General features: G+C 71.0%; 16 protein-coding genes. 1 reads left to right on the top strand and 15 read right to left on the bottom strand.

Going from position 1 to position 15281, the window contains the following annotated elements; genetic code table 11:
* The first annotated feature begins 158 nt into the window (after positions 1-158).
* The gene (locus AC3IS2_RS02500; RefSeq protein WP_489199100.1) at positions 159-611 is read left to right on the top strand and encodes a DUF983 domain-containing protein; all 453 of its coding nucleotides are present in this window, start codon (positions 159-161) and stop codon (positions 609-611) included.
* 198 nt (positions 612-809) lie between these two features.
* Here AC3IS2_RS02500 and AC3IS2_RS02495 read toward each other — a convergent pair whose 3' ends face one another.
* The 15 genes from AC3IS2_RS02495 to AC3IS2_RS02425 form a co-directional block, all read right to left on the bottom strand.
* Positions 810-3185, bottom strand: a complete 2376-nt coding sequence (locus AC3IS2_RS02495; RefSeq protein WP_489199099.1) for a TonB-dependent receptor — start codon at positions 3183-3185, stop codon at positions 810-812.
* Positions 3186-3325: 140 nt separating this feature from the next.
* Positions 3326-3652 carry a hypothetical protein gene (locus tag AC3IS2_RS02490; protein ID WP_489199098.1) on the bottom strand — a complete coding sequence of 109 codons (327 nt, stop codon included), beginning with the start codon at positions 3650-3652 and terminating at the stop codon, positions 3326-3328.
* Entirely contained in the window at positions 3597-4124 is a 528-nt protein-coding gene (locus tag AC3IS2_RS02485) for a hypothetical protein (RefSeq protein ID WP_489199097.1), read from the bottom strand. Before AC3IS2_RS02485 ends, AC3IS2_RS02490 begins: the two co-directional genes overlap by 56 nt.
* Positions 4125-4172: 48 nt before the next feature.
* Positions 4173-4646 (bottom strand): response regulator transcription factor, encoded by a 474-nt coding sequence (locus AC3IS2_RS02480; protein WP_489199096.1) that lies wholly within the window; start codon positions 4644-4646, stop codon positions 4173-4175.
* Positions 4647-4726: 80 nt separating this feature from the next.
* Entirely contained in the window at positions 4727-5215 is a 489-nt protein-coding gene (locus AC3IS2_RS02475; RefSeq protein ID WP_489199095.1) for a type II secretion system protein M, read from the bottom strand.
* Positions 5215-6324, bottom strand: coding sequence for a type II secretion system protein GspL (gene gspL, locus AC3IS2_RS02470; protein WP_489199094.1), 1110 nt, complete (start codon positions 6322-6324; stop codon positions 5215-5217). Before gspL ends, AC3IS2_RS02475 begins: the two co-directional genes overlap by 1 nt.
* On the bottom strand, positions 6321-7307 hold the full coding sequence (gene gspK / locus AC3IS2_RS02465; RefSeq protein WP_489199093.1) for a type II secretion system minor pseudopilin GspK: 987 nt from the start codon (positions 7305-7307) through the stop codon (positions 6321-6323). The genes gspL and gspK overlap by 4 nt, the downstream gene beginning before the upstream one ends.
* Entirely contained in the window at positions 7304-7894 is a 591-nt protein-coding gene (gspJ, locus tag AC3IS2_RS02460) for a type II secretion system minor pseudopilin GspJ (RefSeq protein WP_489199092.1), read from the bottom strand. The genes gspK and gspJ overlap by 4 nt, the downstream gene beginning before the upstream one ends.
* The gene (gspI, locus tag AC3IS2_RS02455) at positions 7891-8307 is read right to left on the bottom strand and encodes a type II secretion system minor pseudopilin GspI (RefSeq protein ID WP_489199091.1); all 417 of its coding nucleotides are present in this window, start codon (positions 8305-8307) and stop codon (positions 7891-7893) included. Before gspI ends, gspJ begins: the two co-directional genes overlap by 4 nt.
* Before the next feature lie 92 nt (positions 8308-8399).
* Positions 8400-8807, bottom strand: coding sequence for a GspH/FimT family pseudopilin (locus AC3IS2_RS02450; protein ID WP_489199090.1), 408 nt, complete (start codon positions 8805-8807; stop codon positions 8400-8402).
* A gap of 223 nt (positions 8808-9030) precedes the next feature.
* Positions 9031-9420 (bottom strand): type II secretion system major pseudopilin GspG, encoded by a 390-nt coding sequence (gene gspG, locus AC3IS2_RS02445; RefSeq protein WP_489200081.1) that lies wholly within the window; start codon positions 9418-9420, stop codon positions 9031-9033.
* A gap of 140 nt (positions 9421-9560) precedes the next feature.
* Positions 9561-10775 carry a type II secretion system inner membrane protein GspF gene (gene gspF / locus AC3IS2_RS02440; RefSeq protein ID WP_489199089.1) on the bottom strand — a complete coding sequence of 405 codons (1215 nt, stop codon included), beginning with the start codon at positions 10773-10775 and terminating at the stop codon, positions 9561-9563.
* Complete coding sequence (gene gspE, locus AC3IS2_RS02435) at positions 10775-12277, bottom strand: type II secretion system ATPase GspE (RefSeq protein ID WP_489199088.1); 1503 nt, start codon at positions 12275-12277, stop codon at positions 10775-10777. Before gspE ends, gspF begins: the two co-directional genes overlap by 1 nt.
* A gap of 5 nt (positions 12278-12282) precedes the next feature.
* Positions 12283-14409 (bottom strand): type II secretion system secretin GspD, encoded by a 2127-nt coding sequence (gene gspD, locus AC3IS2_RS02430; RefSeq protein ID WP_489199087.1) that lies wholly within the window; start codon positions 14407-14409, stop codon positions 12283-12285.
* A complete protein-coding gene (locus tag AC3IS2_RS02425) occupies positions 14409-15278 on the bottom strand; it encodes a type II secretion system protein N (protein WP_489199086.1) in 870 nt (289 codons plus the stop codon). Before AC3IS2_RS02425 ends, gspD begins: the two co-directional genes overlap by 1 nt.
* Positions 15279-15281: the final 3 nt, after the last annotated feature.

The following is a 15281-nucleotide window of genomic DNA, read 5'->3' as shown; positions in this document are numbered from 1 at the left end:
GCGCGAAGGGCTTTAATCGCGGTTAACGCCGGTTAAACGAGGTCGCTCCCGAACCTTGCCATGCGGGTAGGACAAATCACCCGCTTGCGGCCCGCGCGCGAAAGGCCGACATCCGGCGGTATCGACGTTATCGTCACCTTGTTCTGTCAGGTGTTGCCGTGTCCGACCCCGTCTATCCGCCCCTCAGCCCGCTGAAGACCGGCGTCCGCTGCCGCTGCCCGCGCTGCGGCGAGGGTCCGCTGTTCCAGGGCTATCTGACCATCCGCAAGGACTGCCCGAACTGCGGTCTGGACTACAGCTTCGCCGACCCGGCGGACGGCCCGGCCTTCTTCGTCATGTCGGCGGTGGGCATCGTCGGCATGATCGGCTTCATGATCTTCGAGTTCAACGTCCACCCGCCGGTCTGGGTGCATTTCGTCGTCACCCTGCCGATCCTGGCGCTGATGTGCCTGGGCGTGCTGCGGCCGTTCAAGGGCTGGATGGTGGCCGAGCAGTATTTCCACAAGGCCGAGGAAGCCACCTTCGTCAGCGTCGGCAAACACGGCGAGGGCTACGGCTGGCGCGGCCAGGCCGAACGCGCCGCCCGCGACGAGGCGCGCGACAAGGGGTGAGGCCTTTCCCCATAGCCCTCCCCCTCGAGGGGGGAGGGTTGGGTGGGGGTGGAGCGGCGATATTCGCCAATCACGCGCCGGAGACGCCGACGACCATCCCGCCTCACGCGCCACACCTTCAATCTCGAGCCTTGCACCCCCATCCCCGCCCTTCCCCCCTCGAGGGGGAAGGGAGTTCGATAAACCGACGCTTTCAGCCTAGCGCACCACCCGCAGCGTCACGCCCACCGTGCGCGGCGCGCCGAGGAAGGCGCCGAGCGTGCCGGCCTGGAAGGGCGCGCCGAAGGCCACCTGGCGATAGTCCTGATCGAACAGGTTCTTGCCCCACAGCTCGACGCTCCAGGCCTCGTCCTTGGCCAGGGCGACGCGGCCGTCCACCAGCCAGAAGCCCGGCTGGCTCTTGATCGGGTCCAGGTCCGAGCCAGTGTTGTATTCCGACGAATACTTGGCCGCGAGGGTGACGCGCCCGGTCAGGCCCGCGCCCACCGGACGCTCATAGGTCCCGGCCAGCGAGCCGCTCCACAGGGGGGCGAAGTTCAACCGACGACCGGCCAGCAGCGGCAGGCCGGCGATCGGGTCATGGCCGTATTCCGTCTGGGCGTAGGTGACGCCGCCCTGCAGCGACAGGCCTTCGACCGGCAGGAACATGAAGTCCGCCTCGACGCCCTTGGCCCGCACCTCGGGGATCGAGCGCACCAGGAAGGTGGTGCCGAGGAAGGTGTTCAGCTGGAAGTCGTCATAGGTCTGGCGGAAGGCGGCGGCCGAGACCAGCAGTCGGCGGTCCAGCATCACGCTCTTGACCCCGGCTTCCCAGGCGTCGGCGGTTTCCGCCCCGAAGGCGGTCGAGGCGTCGGGCACGCGGTTGGTCTGCGCCCGATCCAGGTTGAAGCCGCCGTTCTTGCGGCCGCGCGACCAGCCGGCGTAGAGGCGCAAGCCTTCGGCGGCCTGATACTCGGCGCGGGCCAGGCCGGTCCAGGCCTCGTCCTTGACCGTCTCCGAGCGGCGCAGGCCGTTGAAGGCCGGGTTCGACCAGGGCAGGCACAGCGTCCCGCTGACTACGCCCCGCGCCAGGGCGGCGGCGCAGGCGCGGCCGCCGTCGGTGTTTTCATAGGCCGCGCTCATGTCCTTGGTCTCATGGGTGCGGCGCAGGCCTCCGGTCAGGGTCAGGCGGTCGGTGACGGCGTAGGAGGCCTGGGCGAACAGGGCCGCGCTCTGCGTCGTCTGCCAGTAGCGGTCCAGCTGACCCTGGCCCTCGACGAAGCTCTGGCCCACCGGCAGGCCGGTCAGGGTCGAGACGTGGGCCGGGTTGCCCAAGGGGTTGGCCGTCGAGCGCGACAGCAGACGGCTGACGTAACCCTCATAGTCCGCGCCGTAGAAGAGGCTGTCGCGACGGGTCAGCTTCTCGTCCGACAGGAAGGTGCCGGCCGACCAATCCAGACGCCCGCGCTGGCCCGACAGGCGGACCTCCTGCGTCAGGGTGCGGAAGCGGTTGGACCAACTGCCGTCGTCGGGACGATAGGCCAGGTCGGCCGAGGTGAAGTCCCAGTCCTGGCTGATGACGCCGCGCCAGTCGCGCACCGCCGTGGTCGAGTCCAACTGCGCCCAGCCCAGGTCGGCGGTCAGGTGCAGGGCCAGGCCCTTGTCGCGGATGCGGGTGTTGGTGTCGCGGTTGGAATAGGCGACGCGCGCCCAGGGGTTGGGCGTCGCCGCCACCCCGCCGTCGGGGGCGAAGGTCGCCAGCAGGGGCGCCGTGCCGCCGGTGACCAGTTGCACGCCGACGCAGCAACGCTCGTCCCGCTCGGTCCAGTCGGCGGTCAGGCGGGCGGTCAGGTCGGGCGTGACGCGCCACAGCAGTTGGCCGCGCACGGTGTCGTAGTGCTCGTTCTGGTCGTCGGTATCGGTGCGCGGGCCGTCGCCGGTCTTGACCTCATAGAGGCCGTCGCGACGACGCGCGGCGACATAGAGGCGGCCGGCCAGAACCTCGTCGATGATCGGGCCGGTCAGCGACGCCGAGCCGCCCTTGGCCCCATAGTCGCCGAAGGTCGCCTCGCCCGCCAGACGCGGGGTGAACGACGGGGCGGCGGTGACGACGTTGATCACGCCGGCCGAGGTGTTCTTGCCGAACAGGGTCGCTTGCGGGCCTTTCAGCACCTCGATGCGCTCGACTTCGCCGAGGTCGCCCAGGGCCACGCCGTTGCGCGGGCGATAGACGCCGTCGATCATGACGCCGACCGAGCTTTCCAGCCCCGGATTGTCGCCCACCGTGCCGACGCCGCGGATGCGGGCCGTGGTGAAGGTCTGGTTCGAGGTCGAGGCCACGATCAGGCCCGGCGTCAGGATCTGCAGATCCTTGATGTCGCGCACGCCGACGTCGTTCAGCAGCGGCTGGCTGGCGACCGTCAGCGACAGGGGCGTGGCCGCCAGGGGGGCCTCGCGCCGCTGGGCCGTCACCACGATCTCGGACACCTGGGTCGGCCCTTCGGTGGCGGCGTCCTCGGCGAACACGGGCGCGGCGAAAACGAGCAGGGGCAGGGCGGCGGACGCGAGACACGCGGCGCGGAAAGGGGTCTTCATGGGGGAATGAACCGCTTGGCGGAGCGACGGCGCAAGGCTTTGTCGCGGACAGAAGCGGCGCTCTAGCAGTCCGTTTCGGCCGACGAAAGCCTTACCTCGCGTCAGCAATTGGTGACTTTACGTCAGCATACGATGACTTTTCAGGCCCGTCCGGCCAGGGGACCCGAAGCTTGCGGCGCGAAGCTGACCTCGACCCGACTGCCGTTTCGACCGATGTCGTTGCGCACCGCGCCCCCGACCTGGCACAGGCCGCCGAGGTCGCCGGCCGCCCCGGCTTCATGCGCCGCGATCAGGTCCAGCAGCCGCTCCGCCTCGGCCAGAGAGGCCGGCTTCTGGTCCAGCAGCCAGCTTTCCAGCCCGCCCAGCTCGACCGACAGCCCGCCGACGCGAACCGCGCTTTCGACCTGGCGGCTATTCCACTGATGCAGCAGCGCGCGCGCCGCCTCCATGGTCCATTCTTGCGCCATCACGCCCCTCCCGGGCGAAGCGTCGGTCGGCCAGAACCTCCCATACGCCGAAGAACACAGTGATGCTGACGAGGGTCCAAACGCCCCACAGCAGCGTTATCAACGCCCAGGCCAGTCGCTCCTGAGCGAGAAAGGGCGCGAAATGCCCAAGCAAGCCGATCAGTTGGAAACCCGCCGTCAGCACCAGCCACCATCGCCCTGCGCGCTCGGCCAGGACCCACAGCAACAGGAAGCAGAGCAGGTCCATCGACAGCAGACCCGCACGCATCCCGTTCCAGGTGACCTCCGTCAGGGCGAACGATCCGATCTGGGTCAAGGTCAGGACGACCACGGCTAGGCGGTCATCCAGCCGCCCCTTCCACAACAGCAGGGAAAAGCCGACGGCGTTCGCCGCGATCAGGATTATCTGGAGAGGGTGCATCCTCAGGCTCCGGCGCGCTGCGCACGACAGGGAACAGCCGACTGCGGCCACGAAATTATCTGGATCTGACGCCCACGCCCACCTCCGATGACGACCACGTCACCGCAGGCTTTCGATCAGCTCAAGAACGGGGTTGGCGAGGCTGGCGCCGACCGCGGCGATGATCAGCCAGGCCAGAGACCAGCCGAGGATCAGCCACAACAGGGAGCCCCCCAGCTTCCTGGGTCGGCGCCAGCCGTCCAACGCGACATACCGCTCATAGAGCGAACGCCGCGCCTTCCCGCCCCCAAGCGCCGTCGAAGGCGCTGCAGAGACTGGCTCCAGTGACCCGACCGGCACGGCGTCGGATAGGGGGAACGATCCCCCTGAGTAGTTTTCACTCAGGCGACGCGCGGCCTGCAAGCGGTCGGAAACGCCCAGCTTTTCATAGGCGCGATGCAGGTGGTTCTGGACGGTGCGCGGCGACAGACCGAGCTTTTGCGCGATCTCCTTGTCGCCCAGGCGCAGCCCGGCCAGTTGGACGACTTCCAGCTCGCGCTGCGTCAGTTTCGGGACTTCGGATTTCTGCGACACAGCCTAGCGTTAACGAATGGGAGCGGGGCGCGTCCAGCCTCTAAAGTTCACGTTACACGTGTGTAATCTTCGCGCCGCGCCTAGCCGCCAAGCGCGCCGCTCGCATCCAGGGTCGCGTCGGCCCTCTCGATCACCGTCACCGCGCGCGTTTCGACGCCGTAGTCCGACTTCAGCGCCGCCAGCCAGCCGAACAGGGCGGCCGAGGTCACGCCCGAGGCGTCAAAGGCGATGCCGCCCTCGCCGTCCACCGACAGGGCGACGGTCAGGCCCGCCGCCTCGGCCGCCGCGCGCGCCGCCTGCTCGACCTCGGCCAAAGTCATTGACGGGGGCATGGCCGCCTTCGCCGGTTCCGGCGCCCGCTCCGCCAGCCCGGTCTCGATACGGGCGAGGTCGGCGGTCGCCTCGACGCGACGTTCGGCCGCAGCCTCGCGCCAGGCCCAGGCCGGGCGCACGACCAGCAGCCAGACCAGAACGGCGGCGACCAACAGGCCCATGACCGCCAGCATCTTCTGCTCGCGCGCCGAGCGCCCGTCCCACCACAGGCCCATCGGCTGGATCATCCGGTTCATCAGGCGCCTCCTACGCGGACTTCCGAGACGACCTTGCCCTGGTCGTCCACGGTGCTTTCATCGGTCAGGGACATTCCATGCCCGGCCATGGCCTGCTGCAGGGCGTCGAGGTCCTGATAGGCGGCGTAGGTGACGGTGGCGCGCACCCCGTCCGCGTCGGCCGTCAGACTGTCCAGTTCGGCCCCCTCGACGCTCTCGACCGCGGCGAACAGGGCGGCGGCGGCGGCTGTCGCGCCGCCCGGCGGCGGGGCCGTGTTCAGACGCCGCGTGGCCTCGGTCACGGCGTCGGCGTTGGCCGCCATGTCGGGGAAGGCGCGACGCGCGGCGGCCTCGGCGCGATGGTCGGCGTCGCGGGCGCGCCATTCGTCATGCCCGGCGGTGGCGAGGGTCAGGATCAAGGGCGAGACGACCAGGGCCGCCGCCAGCGCCGCCGCGCGCTTCCAGCCGCGCCGGTCGGCCTCGACCCGGCGTCCAGCCCCGGCCAGCAGGTTGATCGGCGGGGTGAGGGCCGCGGCGGCCAACAGGCGTTCGATCTGGTCGGCGCGGCCGATGCGTTCCAGCGCCCGTCCGGCGGTCACGGCTTCGGCCAGATCGGGCTGGACGCTGAGCGCCAGTTCGCGCCCGCGCAGGGCCAGATCGGCGCCGAAGACGGCGGCGCTCAAGGCCCCCTCCTGCGCCGGTTCGGGCAGGATCAGGCTGTCGGGGATCATGACGTCGGGCTTCAGGCCGAGGCTGGCCAGATAGTCGCCCCAGGCCTGCAGCAGCGAGCGACTGACCACCGCGACCAGCCGCCGCTCGCCCGTCGCCGCGACCGGCCCCAGCGCCGCGCTCAGCCGATCGGCGGACGCGGCCAGGTCGTCGCGCAGCAGGTGCAGAGCCGCCGCCGCGACCTGCGCCGGACTGCCCGACGGCAGGTCCAGCCAGCGGATCAGGACGTCAGCGCCCGGCACGACCGCCACGGTCCGCATCGGCTCCGGCGCCAGGCCAGAATCGGGGCCGCCCAGTTCGACCAGGCCGCGCGTCAGCACGCTCCCTTGTGCGTCCAGCGTCAGGCAGGACGCCGGCAGGGCCGCCGAGGGCGGGATCAGGATCAGTCGGATGCGGCTCATTCGTCCAGGGTCCAGCGTTGGATGACAGTGCGCGCGGGACCGGCCTGAGGCAGTTCGATCAAGGCGGTGCGGACGGCGCGGCTGCCGCCGAACTCCACGTCCACGCGCAGGTTGAAGAAGCGGGTCAGGACCGTCAGTTGGTCCTGCACCGAGATCGGCAGTTGCACGCCCGCCATCGGCCCCTGCATCAGGAAGGCGTTGGCGTCGCTCCACCCGTCGGCAGGCCGGGCGGCGATGGCGGCCTTGGCCGAGGCGAGGCTGAGCTTTCCGTCCGCCAGCATGACCAGCAGCGGCGCCTGCTCCGGCGTCAGGGTGTTGGGATTGATCGGCGACAGGTCCGTGGTCGGCAGGGCGCAGAGGTAGGGCCGCAAGGCGGCGTAGGTCGCGGCGTCCACGCCCCGCACGGCGCGCAGTTCGCTGACCTCGGCCAGCATGGCCCCGGCGGTGCGATAGGGCTGGCCCTGCCCGGCATAGGCGGCGTCCTCGGCCCCTTGCGCGCGCGGCGTCGTGTCGGTGTCGATCCAGTCGGTCAGGGCGTCGGCGACGGCCCGCATCCGCCCCTCGGGCAGGTTCAGCGCCCGGCCCAGCGCCACCAACTGCTGCGCCCCCAGCGGCCGGGCGACGTAGACCTCCAACTGGCCCTCGACCACGCTGTTCAAGTTGAAACAGGCCTGACCATCGCTCAGACGGGCGGTGATCGAACCGTCCTCGACCGGGAAGCTGAGCACGCGGCCGTTCCAGTCCGGCTGGATCGGCGTCCTGACCGGATCGAGGTCGCGCAGGCGGCCGATCTGGCGCCGGGCCAGGGCTTCGGCGCCCGCCGCATACCACTGGGCCTGTCCTTGAGTTTCCGCATTCATCGTGCGGCGAACCGAGAAGCGGATGTCGTCCAGCACCAGAACCGCCACCGCCGCCATCACCGCGACCAGCAGCAGGACGGTCAGCAGGGCCATGCCTTCACGGTCTTTCAGACGCGCCCTCATCGCCCGCCCCCGACGACAAACAGCTGGCGCACCGGGCCGTAACCCTCCAGCGTCAGGTCCAGCCGCACCGCGTCCGGCAGGGGCCGATCCGGCGACGGGATGAAGCGCGGCGTCTCGGCGCCCTCGCTGATGAAGGCGAGCGCGGGCGCGCTGACGCCTTGATAGAGCACCTGCGGCGGGCCGGGCCGAGCGCCGTCCAGATAGGGATAGACCCTTCGTTCCAGCCGGTCCTCGACCAGCCGGTATTCGACCCGCTGCAGCGAGGCGCGCGGGCGCCCCTCAGGATTGCTCCACCCGGCGCGGACCAGGACCAGCAGGGGATCGCCGGGGGCCTCGGCGGCGAGGATGGGAGAGGACGCCGGCTGGCCATTGGCGACGCGCACGCGGCGCGGCGCGGCCTGGCCCAGGTCGGCGCTTAAGGCCGCGCGAAGGCGTTGCAGCGCGGCCGTGCGGTCGGTCGCGGCCTTGACCACGAAGCGGTTGTCGATGCTCTGGCTCAGCACCAGCACCCCCGCCGCCGCCAGCAGGGCGAAGATCAGCAGGGCGATCATCACCTCGATCAGGGTGAAGCCGGATCGCCGCCTCATGACCCGACCGCCCGGAACAGGACGCGCTCGGCCGCCTGTCCCTCGTCGTCGGAGACGCGGATGTCGATGCGCAGGATGTCGGGGTCGTCGGTGGCCGTCACGGCGCGGGTCCAGCGCCAGTCGCGGCCGGCCAGGGGCTGCGTCCCGTCGCTGTCGCCGGGCGCGGGGGCGGGTTGCGCCGTCATGGCCTCGACCGCCAGGTTCTCGGCCACGATCCCGCCGAGCGTCCGCGTCTCGGCGCGCGCGGCCGAGCGGGTGTTCTCGCCGCCGAGGTTCAGCAGGGCCAGGGCCGTCAGACTGAACACCGCCAGCGCCACCAGCAGTTCGATCAGGGTGAAGCCGTCCCTCCCCTTCCTGCTCGCCTTTGACCCGCTCATCCCGGCGAAGGCCGGGATCCAGATTGAATGACGCAAAGGCTGGCCTTCACAGGCGCGGGTGCGCCGCAAAACCGAGACGCTCAGGCATCTGGATCCCGGCCTTCGCCGGGATGAGCGGAGGTGGGGGATCATTTCACCCGCACCTCGCCCGCCACGTCGACGGCGACGGTCACGGCGCGCGGGCCGCGCGACAGGGTCAGGCTGGCGGCGTCGGCCACGCCGGTCGGGTCGAAAATGACGCGCAGGGGCGCATCCGCGGGCTGGCCCTCGGGCCGCGCGGCGGTGTCCTCAGCCCAGGCTTCCTCGCCGAAGGGGCCGTCGGTCAGCGGCGACCACTGGACGCCGTCGAAGTGGGAAAAGGCGTAGCCCTCAGACGTCGTTTCGACCGCCACGGCGCGATTGGTCAGCAGGGCTTCCTCGCGCGCCCGCACCAGCCGCGCGGCGAAGCGCTCGGCCTCGTCGCCGACGGGCGGGCGCGGGTCGGGCACGGCCAGCACCACGGCCCCGGCCGCCAGACCGATGATGGCGACGACCATCAGCAGCTCCACCAGGGTGAAGCCGGAACGCCAGCCGTGGACGGCGCCGCCCCCCTCCCCCCTCGATGGGGGAAGGGTCGGGGATGGGGGTGTGCGCGCCGCGCCGTGAGAGCCTGGCGCATGAGAGACGGCGACGCCTCCCGCGCCTCGATCCTGACCCCGTCTGTCCTCACCCCCACCCAACCCTCCCCCATCGAGGGGGAGGGCTTTGATTGCAGCTCGCTCAACCTTCCCAGTTGCCGATGTCGGCGTCATTGCCTTCGCCCCCTTCCTTGCCGTCGGCGCCGAAGGAGAAGACGTCGAACTGGCCGCCGTGGGCGGAAGGGCGGCGGTATTGGTAGGCATTGCCCCAGGGGTCTTCCGGCAGGCGGCGGATGTAACCGCCTTCGCGATAGCGTTCCGGGCGCGCCAGACCGGCGGGCGGCGCGGTCAGGGCCTGCAGGCCGCTCTGGGCGTCAGGGAAGGTGAGATTGTCGAGGCGATAGGTCTCGATCGCCTGTTCCAGCGTCGAGATGTCGGCCCGCGCCTTGCCGATCATGGCCTTGTCCTGGGTCGGCAGGACGTTGATGGCCACCACCGTGGCCAGCAGGCCGATGATGACGATGACGACCATTAACTCCACGAGCGTAAAGCCCTGGCGGGCTTTGCGCTGAGAGGCGCTATCGCGAGCGACGCGGTCGCTCGCTGCTTGAGCGCAGATACGGGCGCCGTCGTCGGAAAGGTTGAGTTGCGGTTGGGTCATCGGCGCCTCTTTCACCCCATCGCCAGGGTGTTGATCTGAAGGATGGGCAGAAGGATCGACAGGACGATCAGGGCGACCACGCCGCCCATGACGACGATGATCGCGGGCTCGAGGAAGCTGAGCATGACGGCGGTGAAGGCGCTGAACTCGCGCTCCAGATAGTCGGCGGCGCGCTCCATCATCGGCTCCAGCCGACCGCTGGCCTCGCCCGAGGCGGTCATGTGGACCAGGATCGGCGGGAAGACGTCGGCGCGGCGCATGGCGGCCGACAGCCCCCCGCCCTCGCGCACAGCGTCGGCCATCATCTCGGTCGAGGCCCTCAGTGCGCGGTTGGAGACGGTGCGGGCGGTGATGGTCAGCCCCTCCAGAACCGGCAGGCCCGCCGCGATCATGGTCGACAGGGTCCGCGCCATCCGCGCGCCGTGCAGATCGCGCGTCAGCCGCCCGACGACCGGCAGACGCAGGATCCTCCGGTCCACCGCCAGCCGGAAGCCGGGGTTGCGCAGGCCCGCGACGAAGCCTGCGCCGCCGCCGACCAGCAGCAGGGCGATCAGCCAGCCCCAGTGGCGCATCAGATCGGACACCCCGATCACCGCCCGCGTCAGCAGGGGCAGGGTCTGGTTCATGCTGTCGAACTGATCGACCACCTTGGGCACGACGAAGACCATCAGGGCCGTCACCACCCCCAGGGCCACCAGGGCCAGAACGGCGGGATAGACCAGGGCCGTGATCACCTTGCCGCGCACCTGCTGGTCGCGCTCCAGCCCCTCGGCCAGACGCTCCAGAATGGGGCCGAGCGCGCCCGAGGCCTCGCCCGCCGCGACGGTGGCGCGATACAGCGGCGGGAAGGCCGCGCCTTGACGCGCCATGGCTTCGGACAGGCGCTGCCCCTCGACCACGCCGCCGTGGACGCCCGACAGGACGGCGCGCACGTCGGGCCGCTCGGCCTGCAGCATCAGGGTGCGCAGGGCTTCGTCCACCGGGGCGACGGTGATCAGGGTGGCCAGTTGCCGCGTCGTCAGAGCCAGGGTGCGGCTGGACAGCTTGCGGCTGCGGCGTTGCGTCTTTTCGGTCGCGGCGGCGGCGCCCGAGGCCCGGCTGAGCGACAGGGGCATCAGGCGACGGCGCTCCAGCGCCTTCTGCGCCGCGGCCTCGTCCGGCGCGGTCAGTACGCCCACGACGGTGCGGCCCGAGACGTCCACGGCGCTGTAGTCGAAGGCGGGCATCAGGCGGCGCTCTCGGCCAAGGAATGCGCCTCGGGCGTCTCCTGACGTGTGACGCGCACCGCCTCCTCGACCGAGGTCACGCCCGCCAGCACCAGGGCGCGCGCCCGGTCCGACAGGGTCCCGCCGTTCGGGAAGGCGGCGGCGATCAGGGCCTCTTCGTCCGCCTCGGCGGCGATCAGGCGGCGCACCCTGTCGTCGATCTTCAGCGTCTCATAGACGCCGACGCGGCCGACATAGCCGGTGTGGCAGCACGATCCGCAGCCCTGTGCCCGCCACACGGTTGCGCCCTCAGTGACGCCGGACAGGCGGGCGGTCGCGGCGTCGGCGGCTTCAGACTGGCGGCACTCGCCGCACAGGCGGCGCACCAGCCGCTGGGCCACGATCAGCCGCAGGGTCGAGGCCAGCAGGAAGGGCTCCACCCCCATGTCGCGCAGGCGCGTCACGGCCCCGGCGGCGTCGTTGGTGTGGACGGTGGACAGGACCAGGTGGCCGGTCAGCGAGGCTTGCACGGCGACGCTGGCCGTCTCCACATCGCGGATTTCGCCGACCATGACCACGTCCGGGTCCTGACGCAGGATGGCGCGCAGGCCCGCCGCGAAGGTCATGCCGACCTTGGGATTGACCTGGGTCTGGCCGACGCCGTCGATGGCGTATTCGACCGGGTCCTCGACCGTCAGGATGTTGCGGGTGGCGTCGTTGAGCAGGCTAAGGCCCGCATAGAGGCTCGTCGTCTTGCCCGAGCCGGTCGGCCCGGTGACGAGGATGATGCCGTTGGGTTCGCGCAGGGCGGTGCGGAAGGCCTCATGCGCCTCGGCGTCCATGCCCAGCTGGTCCAGCGACAGGCCGGCCTGATCCTTGTCGAGAATGCGCAGCACCACCCGCTCGCCCGCCCGCGACGGCAGGGTCGAGACGCGCACGTCCAGGGTCTTGCCGCCCAGGGCCAGCGGGATGCGGCCGTCCTGCGGCACGCGCTTCTCGGCGATGTCGAGCCGCGCCATGACCTTGATGCGCGACACCAGCAGCGGCGTGATGCGCGGGTTCAGGCTGAGGCTTTCGCGCAGCACGCCGTCGACGCGCATCCGCACGACCAGGGCGCTCTCATAGGGTTCCAGGTGGATGTCCGAGGCGCCCGCGCGCACGGCCTCGGCGATGATGCCGTTGATCATGCGGATGACGGGGGCGTCGTCGGCCGAGTCCAGCAGGTCGGCGGCGGCAGGCAGGTCCTCGATCAGGCCGTCGAGGCCCGACGGCATCTCCATCTGGTCGTCGCCCGCGGCGTTCAGGTCGCCCGCATAGACGTCGGACAGACGACGGTCGAACTCGGCCTGATCCATGGGCTGGACCTGCAGGGGCCGCCCCAGCGCCCGGCGCGTCTCGACCAGGGCCAGCGGGTCGGCGCCCTCGCGCAGGCCCACCGAGGCGATGTCGCCCGCGTCCAGCAGGATGACGCCGTTCCGCTTGGCGAACCCATACGGCAATGTCGGATTGACCAGGGTGATCATGGTGCTCAGCCCTGCGGCGCGGTCGCGTTCGCGGCGGGGGCCAGGGGCGAGATCGTGACCTCGCCCACGGGGGCCGTCCCGCCCGGCGCCGGGTTGTCGATGGCGCGCGGCGCAAGCGGGGCCTGGGTGCGCATATAGTCGCGCAGCATCTCGTCCAGACTGGGCTCGACGCCCGGCTGCGAGCGCAGTTGTTCGCTGCGCATATAGCCCCAGCGGTCGGCGCTCAGCTGCTGGGCGTCGCCCGGGGTGCGGATGATGGTCGGGCGGATGAAGACCATCAGATTGGTGCGCCCGCGCTGGCGGCTGGTCGACTTGAACAGGTTGCCGAGCACCGGCACGTCGCCCAGCCCCGGCACCTTGTCGACGGACAGGCGGTCGTTCTGATCCAGCAGGCCGCCGGCGACCGCGATCTCGCCGTCGTCCACGACCAGCGTCGTCTCCAGCTCGCGCTTGTTCAGCACCAGGTCGGAGGCGCTGTTGGTCAGGACGCCGTTGATGCTCGACACCTCCTGGCGCAGGAACAGGGTGATGGAGCCGCCGGCGTTGATCTGCGGCTTGACGATCAGCTTGACGCCGATGTCCTGACGCTGGGTCGTGCGGAAGGGGTTGGAGTTGCCGTCCAGCAGGGTCTCGCCGGTGGTGATCGGCACCTCCTGCCCGACCAGGATGGTGGCCTCCTCATTGTCCAGCGTCATCAGCGACGGGGTCTGCAGCAGGTTGGAGCCTTCGTCCGACTTGGCCGCATTGATGATGAAGCCGAACAGGCCGTCCGAGCCGATGCGCCCGCCGCCGCCGCCGATGAAGCCGTTGGCGCCCAGCAGGCTGTTCAGGGCCAGGTTCTGCAGCTGCTCGCGCAGCGGATCGTCCTTGTCCAGTTGACCCGCCGCCGCCCCGCCCGCGATGGGAACCAGAGGCGCCGAACGGTCGGAATAGTTGGTCAGGCCGATGGGGTTTCCGTCTGATCCGGCCAGCAGCCACTGGACCCCCAGTTCGCGCACGGCGGTGTCGCCCAGTTCTACGACGATGGCCTCGATCAGCACCTGCTGGCGGCGGCTGTCCAGTTGGCGGATGACCTCGGCCAGCATCCTCTGGGTGTCGGCCGAGGCCGAGATGACCAGGGCGTTGGCGCCGGGGAAGCGGGCGATGCTGGCCTTCTGGCCGGCGACCGGCGCGGCCGGGGCGGCGACCTGCGGCGTCGGCGCGGCGGCCTCGCCGGCTCCGCGCGCGGCGGTCGGGGTCGCGGTGGCGCTGGCCGCCGCTGCCGGCTGGCCGACGATCTGCTGCAGCACCGGCAGCAGTTGCTCGGCGTCAGCGTGTTGCAGGAAGACGACCTTGACGTCGTCGGCCGAGCGGGCGCGGCGGTCCAGGTCCTCGACCAGGGGGCGCACCCGCGCCACGGCGGCGGGGTCGCCGCGCAGGATGACGGAGTTGGAGCTGGCCACCGGCGTCGCCGTCACCATCCCCTGCCCCGGCTGGCCGCCGGGCGGGGCCAGGACCTGGGCCAGGACGCCCGCGATCTCGGCGGCGGAGGAGTTCTCCAGCGTCACCACGTCGAACGAGGCCCGGTCCACGTCGATGCGCTGGATCAGGCTGCGGATGCGGCTCAGGTTGTCGGCGAAGTCGGCCACCACGACGCTGTTGCCGCTGGGGTTGGCCAGGACCTGGCCCTGTGCGCCGACCAGAGGCCGGATGGTCTCGGCGGCCGAGGCGGCGTCGATGTTGCGCAGCTGGAAGACCTGGGTGGAGAAGCGCTCGGACCCCACGGTCGACGGTCCCTGCGCCGCGCCCTGGGCCGGGCTGATGCGATAGGCGCCGGAACTGGTCGGCGTCACCACCAGGCCATTGGCGCGCAGGGTCGAGAGGAAGACCTCGAACAGCTCGGTCTTGTTCAGCGCCCGCTGGCTGGTCACGGTGACGTTTCCGGTCACGGCGGGGTCGACGATGAAGGTGCGGCCGGTGGTGCGGGCCACGTCCTGAATGAAGGCGCGGATGTCGGCGCCCTGGACGTTGAGGGTCTGGCGCGCCCCATCCTGACCAGAGCCCTGAGCCAGCGCGGGCGAGGCCAGCAACGGTCCCTGCGCGGCGATCAAGGCCGACAGGGCGACGGCGGCGAAAGAGCGGTGAAGGCGCATCACTGGCCGGTCCTTATGGTGGTGGTCTGCACCCGGCCGTTCCGCTCGAAGCGGATCTCGGCGGCGCTGCTGCCGGAAAGCTCGCCGCCCAGTTCGGACAGACGTTCCAGACTGTTCAGTTCGGCCCCGTTGACGGCCAGGATGACGTCGCCCGATTGCAGGCCCGCCGCCCTGAGCGCCGCCCCGTCGCCGCGCGCGGCCAGGGTGAAGCCCTTGATGCGAAGCCCGTCCATGCGGGGGCGCAGCGAGGCCTGAGCCATCAGCCGCTGCGGATCGATCACCGGCCCGGTCGGCGCGGCGGCGGGGGCCGCAGCCGAGACCGGGGCCGGCGCGCCCGTCGGCGTCATGACCTGGGCCGTAGAGGGCGGCGGCGGCGGCGTCGCGGCGCCTGCCGGGGTCTCGGTGAAGACCAGTCGGCTGACCGATCCGCCGCGCGAGACGGTGACGAAGTCCTCGCCCACCGAGGCCAGGGTCAGGCCCTCGGAAATGGTTTCGCCCACGCCGACCGAGACCTGTCGGCCGTCGGGCAGACCGATGATGGCCGAGCCGCCGCCCAAGCCGCCCGCGCGCACCCCGAACAGGCGCAGGGCGTTGCTGTCGGCGCCGGCGGCCTCGGCCAGGCTGCTCTTGTCGCCGGTGCGGAAGAAGGCGTCGAAACGCTGGAAGATGGAGGCGTCCACGGGCGCGGCTGCGGCGCGGGCGGCGACCGCCGTTTCAGGCTGCGGCGCGACGAAGACCCAGGCCAGACGCCCGGCCTGCACCGCCAGCAGCGCGACCAGGGCGATCTCGACCCCGGCGCGAATCCGCCCTGGCCGCGCGGCGATCGCCGTGCGCGCCTGACGCCCCCATTCCCCAACCCGTGCGATCACGCC

The organism is Brevundimonas sp. KH_025, from assembly GCF_057839885.1.
Note: the sequence above shows the minus strand (reverse complement) of the source record. Positions and strands in the feature narration are given on the sequence as shown.

Coding starts and splice junctions, on each gene's coding strand:
- AC3IS2_RS02495 (WP_489199099.1), bottom strand. CDS start 3,185: ATGAAGACCCCTTTCCGCGCCGCGTGTCTCGCGTCCGCCGCCCTGCCC.
- AC3IS2_RS02490 (WP_489199098.1), bottom strand. CDS start 3,652: ATGGCGCAAGAATGGACCATGGAGGCGGCGCGCGCGCTGCTGCATCAG.
- AC3IS2_RS02475 (WP_489199095.1), bottom strand. CDS start 5,215: ATGAACCGGATGATCCAGCCGATGGGCCTGTGGTGGGACGGGCGCTCG.
- gspL (WP_489199094.1), bottom strand. CDS start 6,324: ATGAGCCGCATCCGACTGATCCTGATCCCGCCCTCGGCGGCCCTGCCG.
- gspK (WP_489199093.1), bottom strand. CDS start 7,307: ATGAGGGCGCGTCTGAAAGACCGTGAAGGCATGGCCCTGCTGACCGTC.
- gspJ (WP_489199092.1), bottom strand. CDS start 7,894: ATGAGGCGGCGATCCGGCTTCACCCTGATCGAGGTGATGATCGCCCTG.
- AC3IS2_RS02450 (WP_489199090.1), bottom strand. CDS start 8,807: ATGGTCGTCGCCATCATCGGTCTGGCGGCCGGGGCCGTGGTGCTGGCC.
- gspG (WP_489200081.1), bottom strand. CDS start 9,420: ATGGTCGTCATCGTCATCATCGGCCTGCTGGCCACGGTGGTGGCCATC.
- gspF (WP_489199089.1), bottom strand. CDS start 10,775: ATGCCCGCCTTCGACTACAGCGCCGTGGACGTCTCGGGCCGCACCGTC.
- gspE (WP_489199088.1), bottom strand. CDS start 12,277: ATGATCACCCTGGTCAATCCGACATTGCCGTATGGGTTCGCCAAGCGG.
- gspD (WP_489199087.1), bottom strand. CDS start 14,409: ATGCGCCTTCACCGCTCTTTCGCCGCCGTCGCCCTGTCGGCCTTGATC.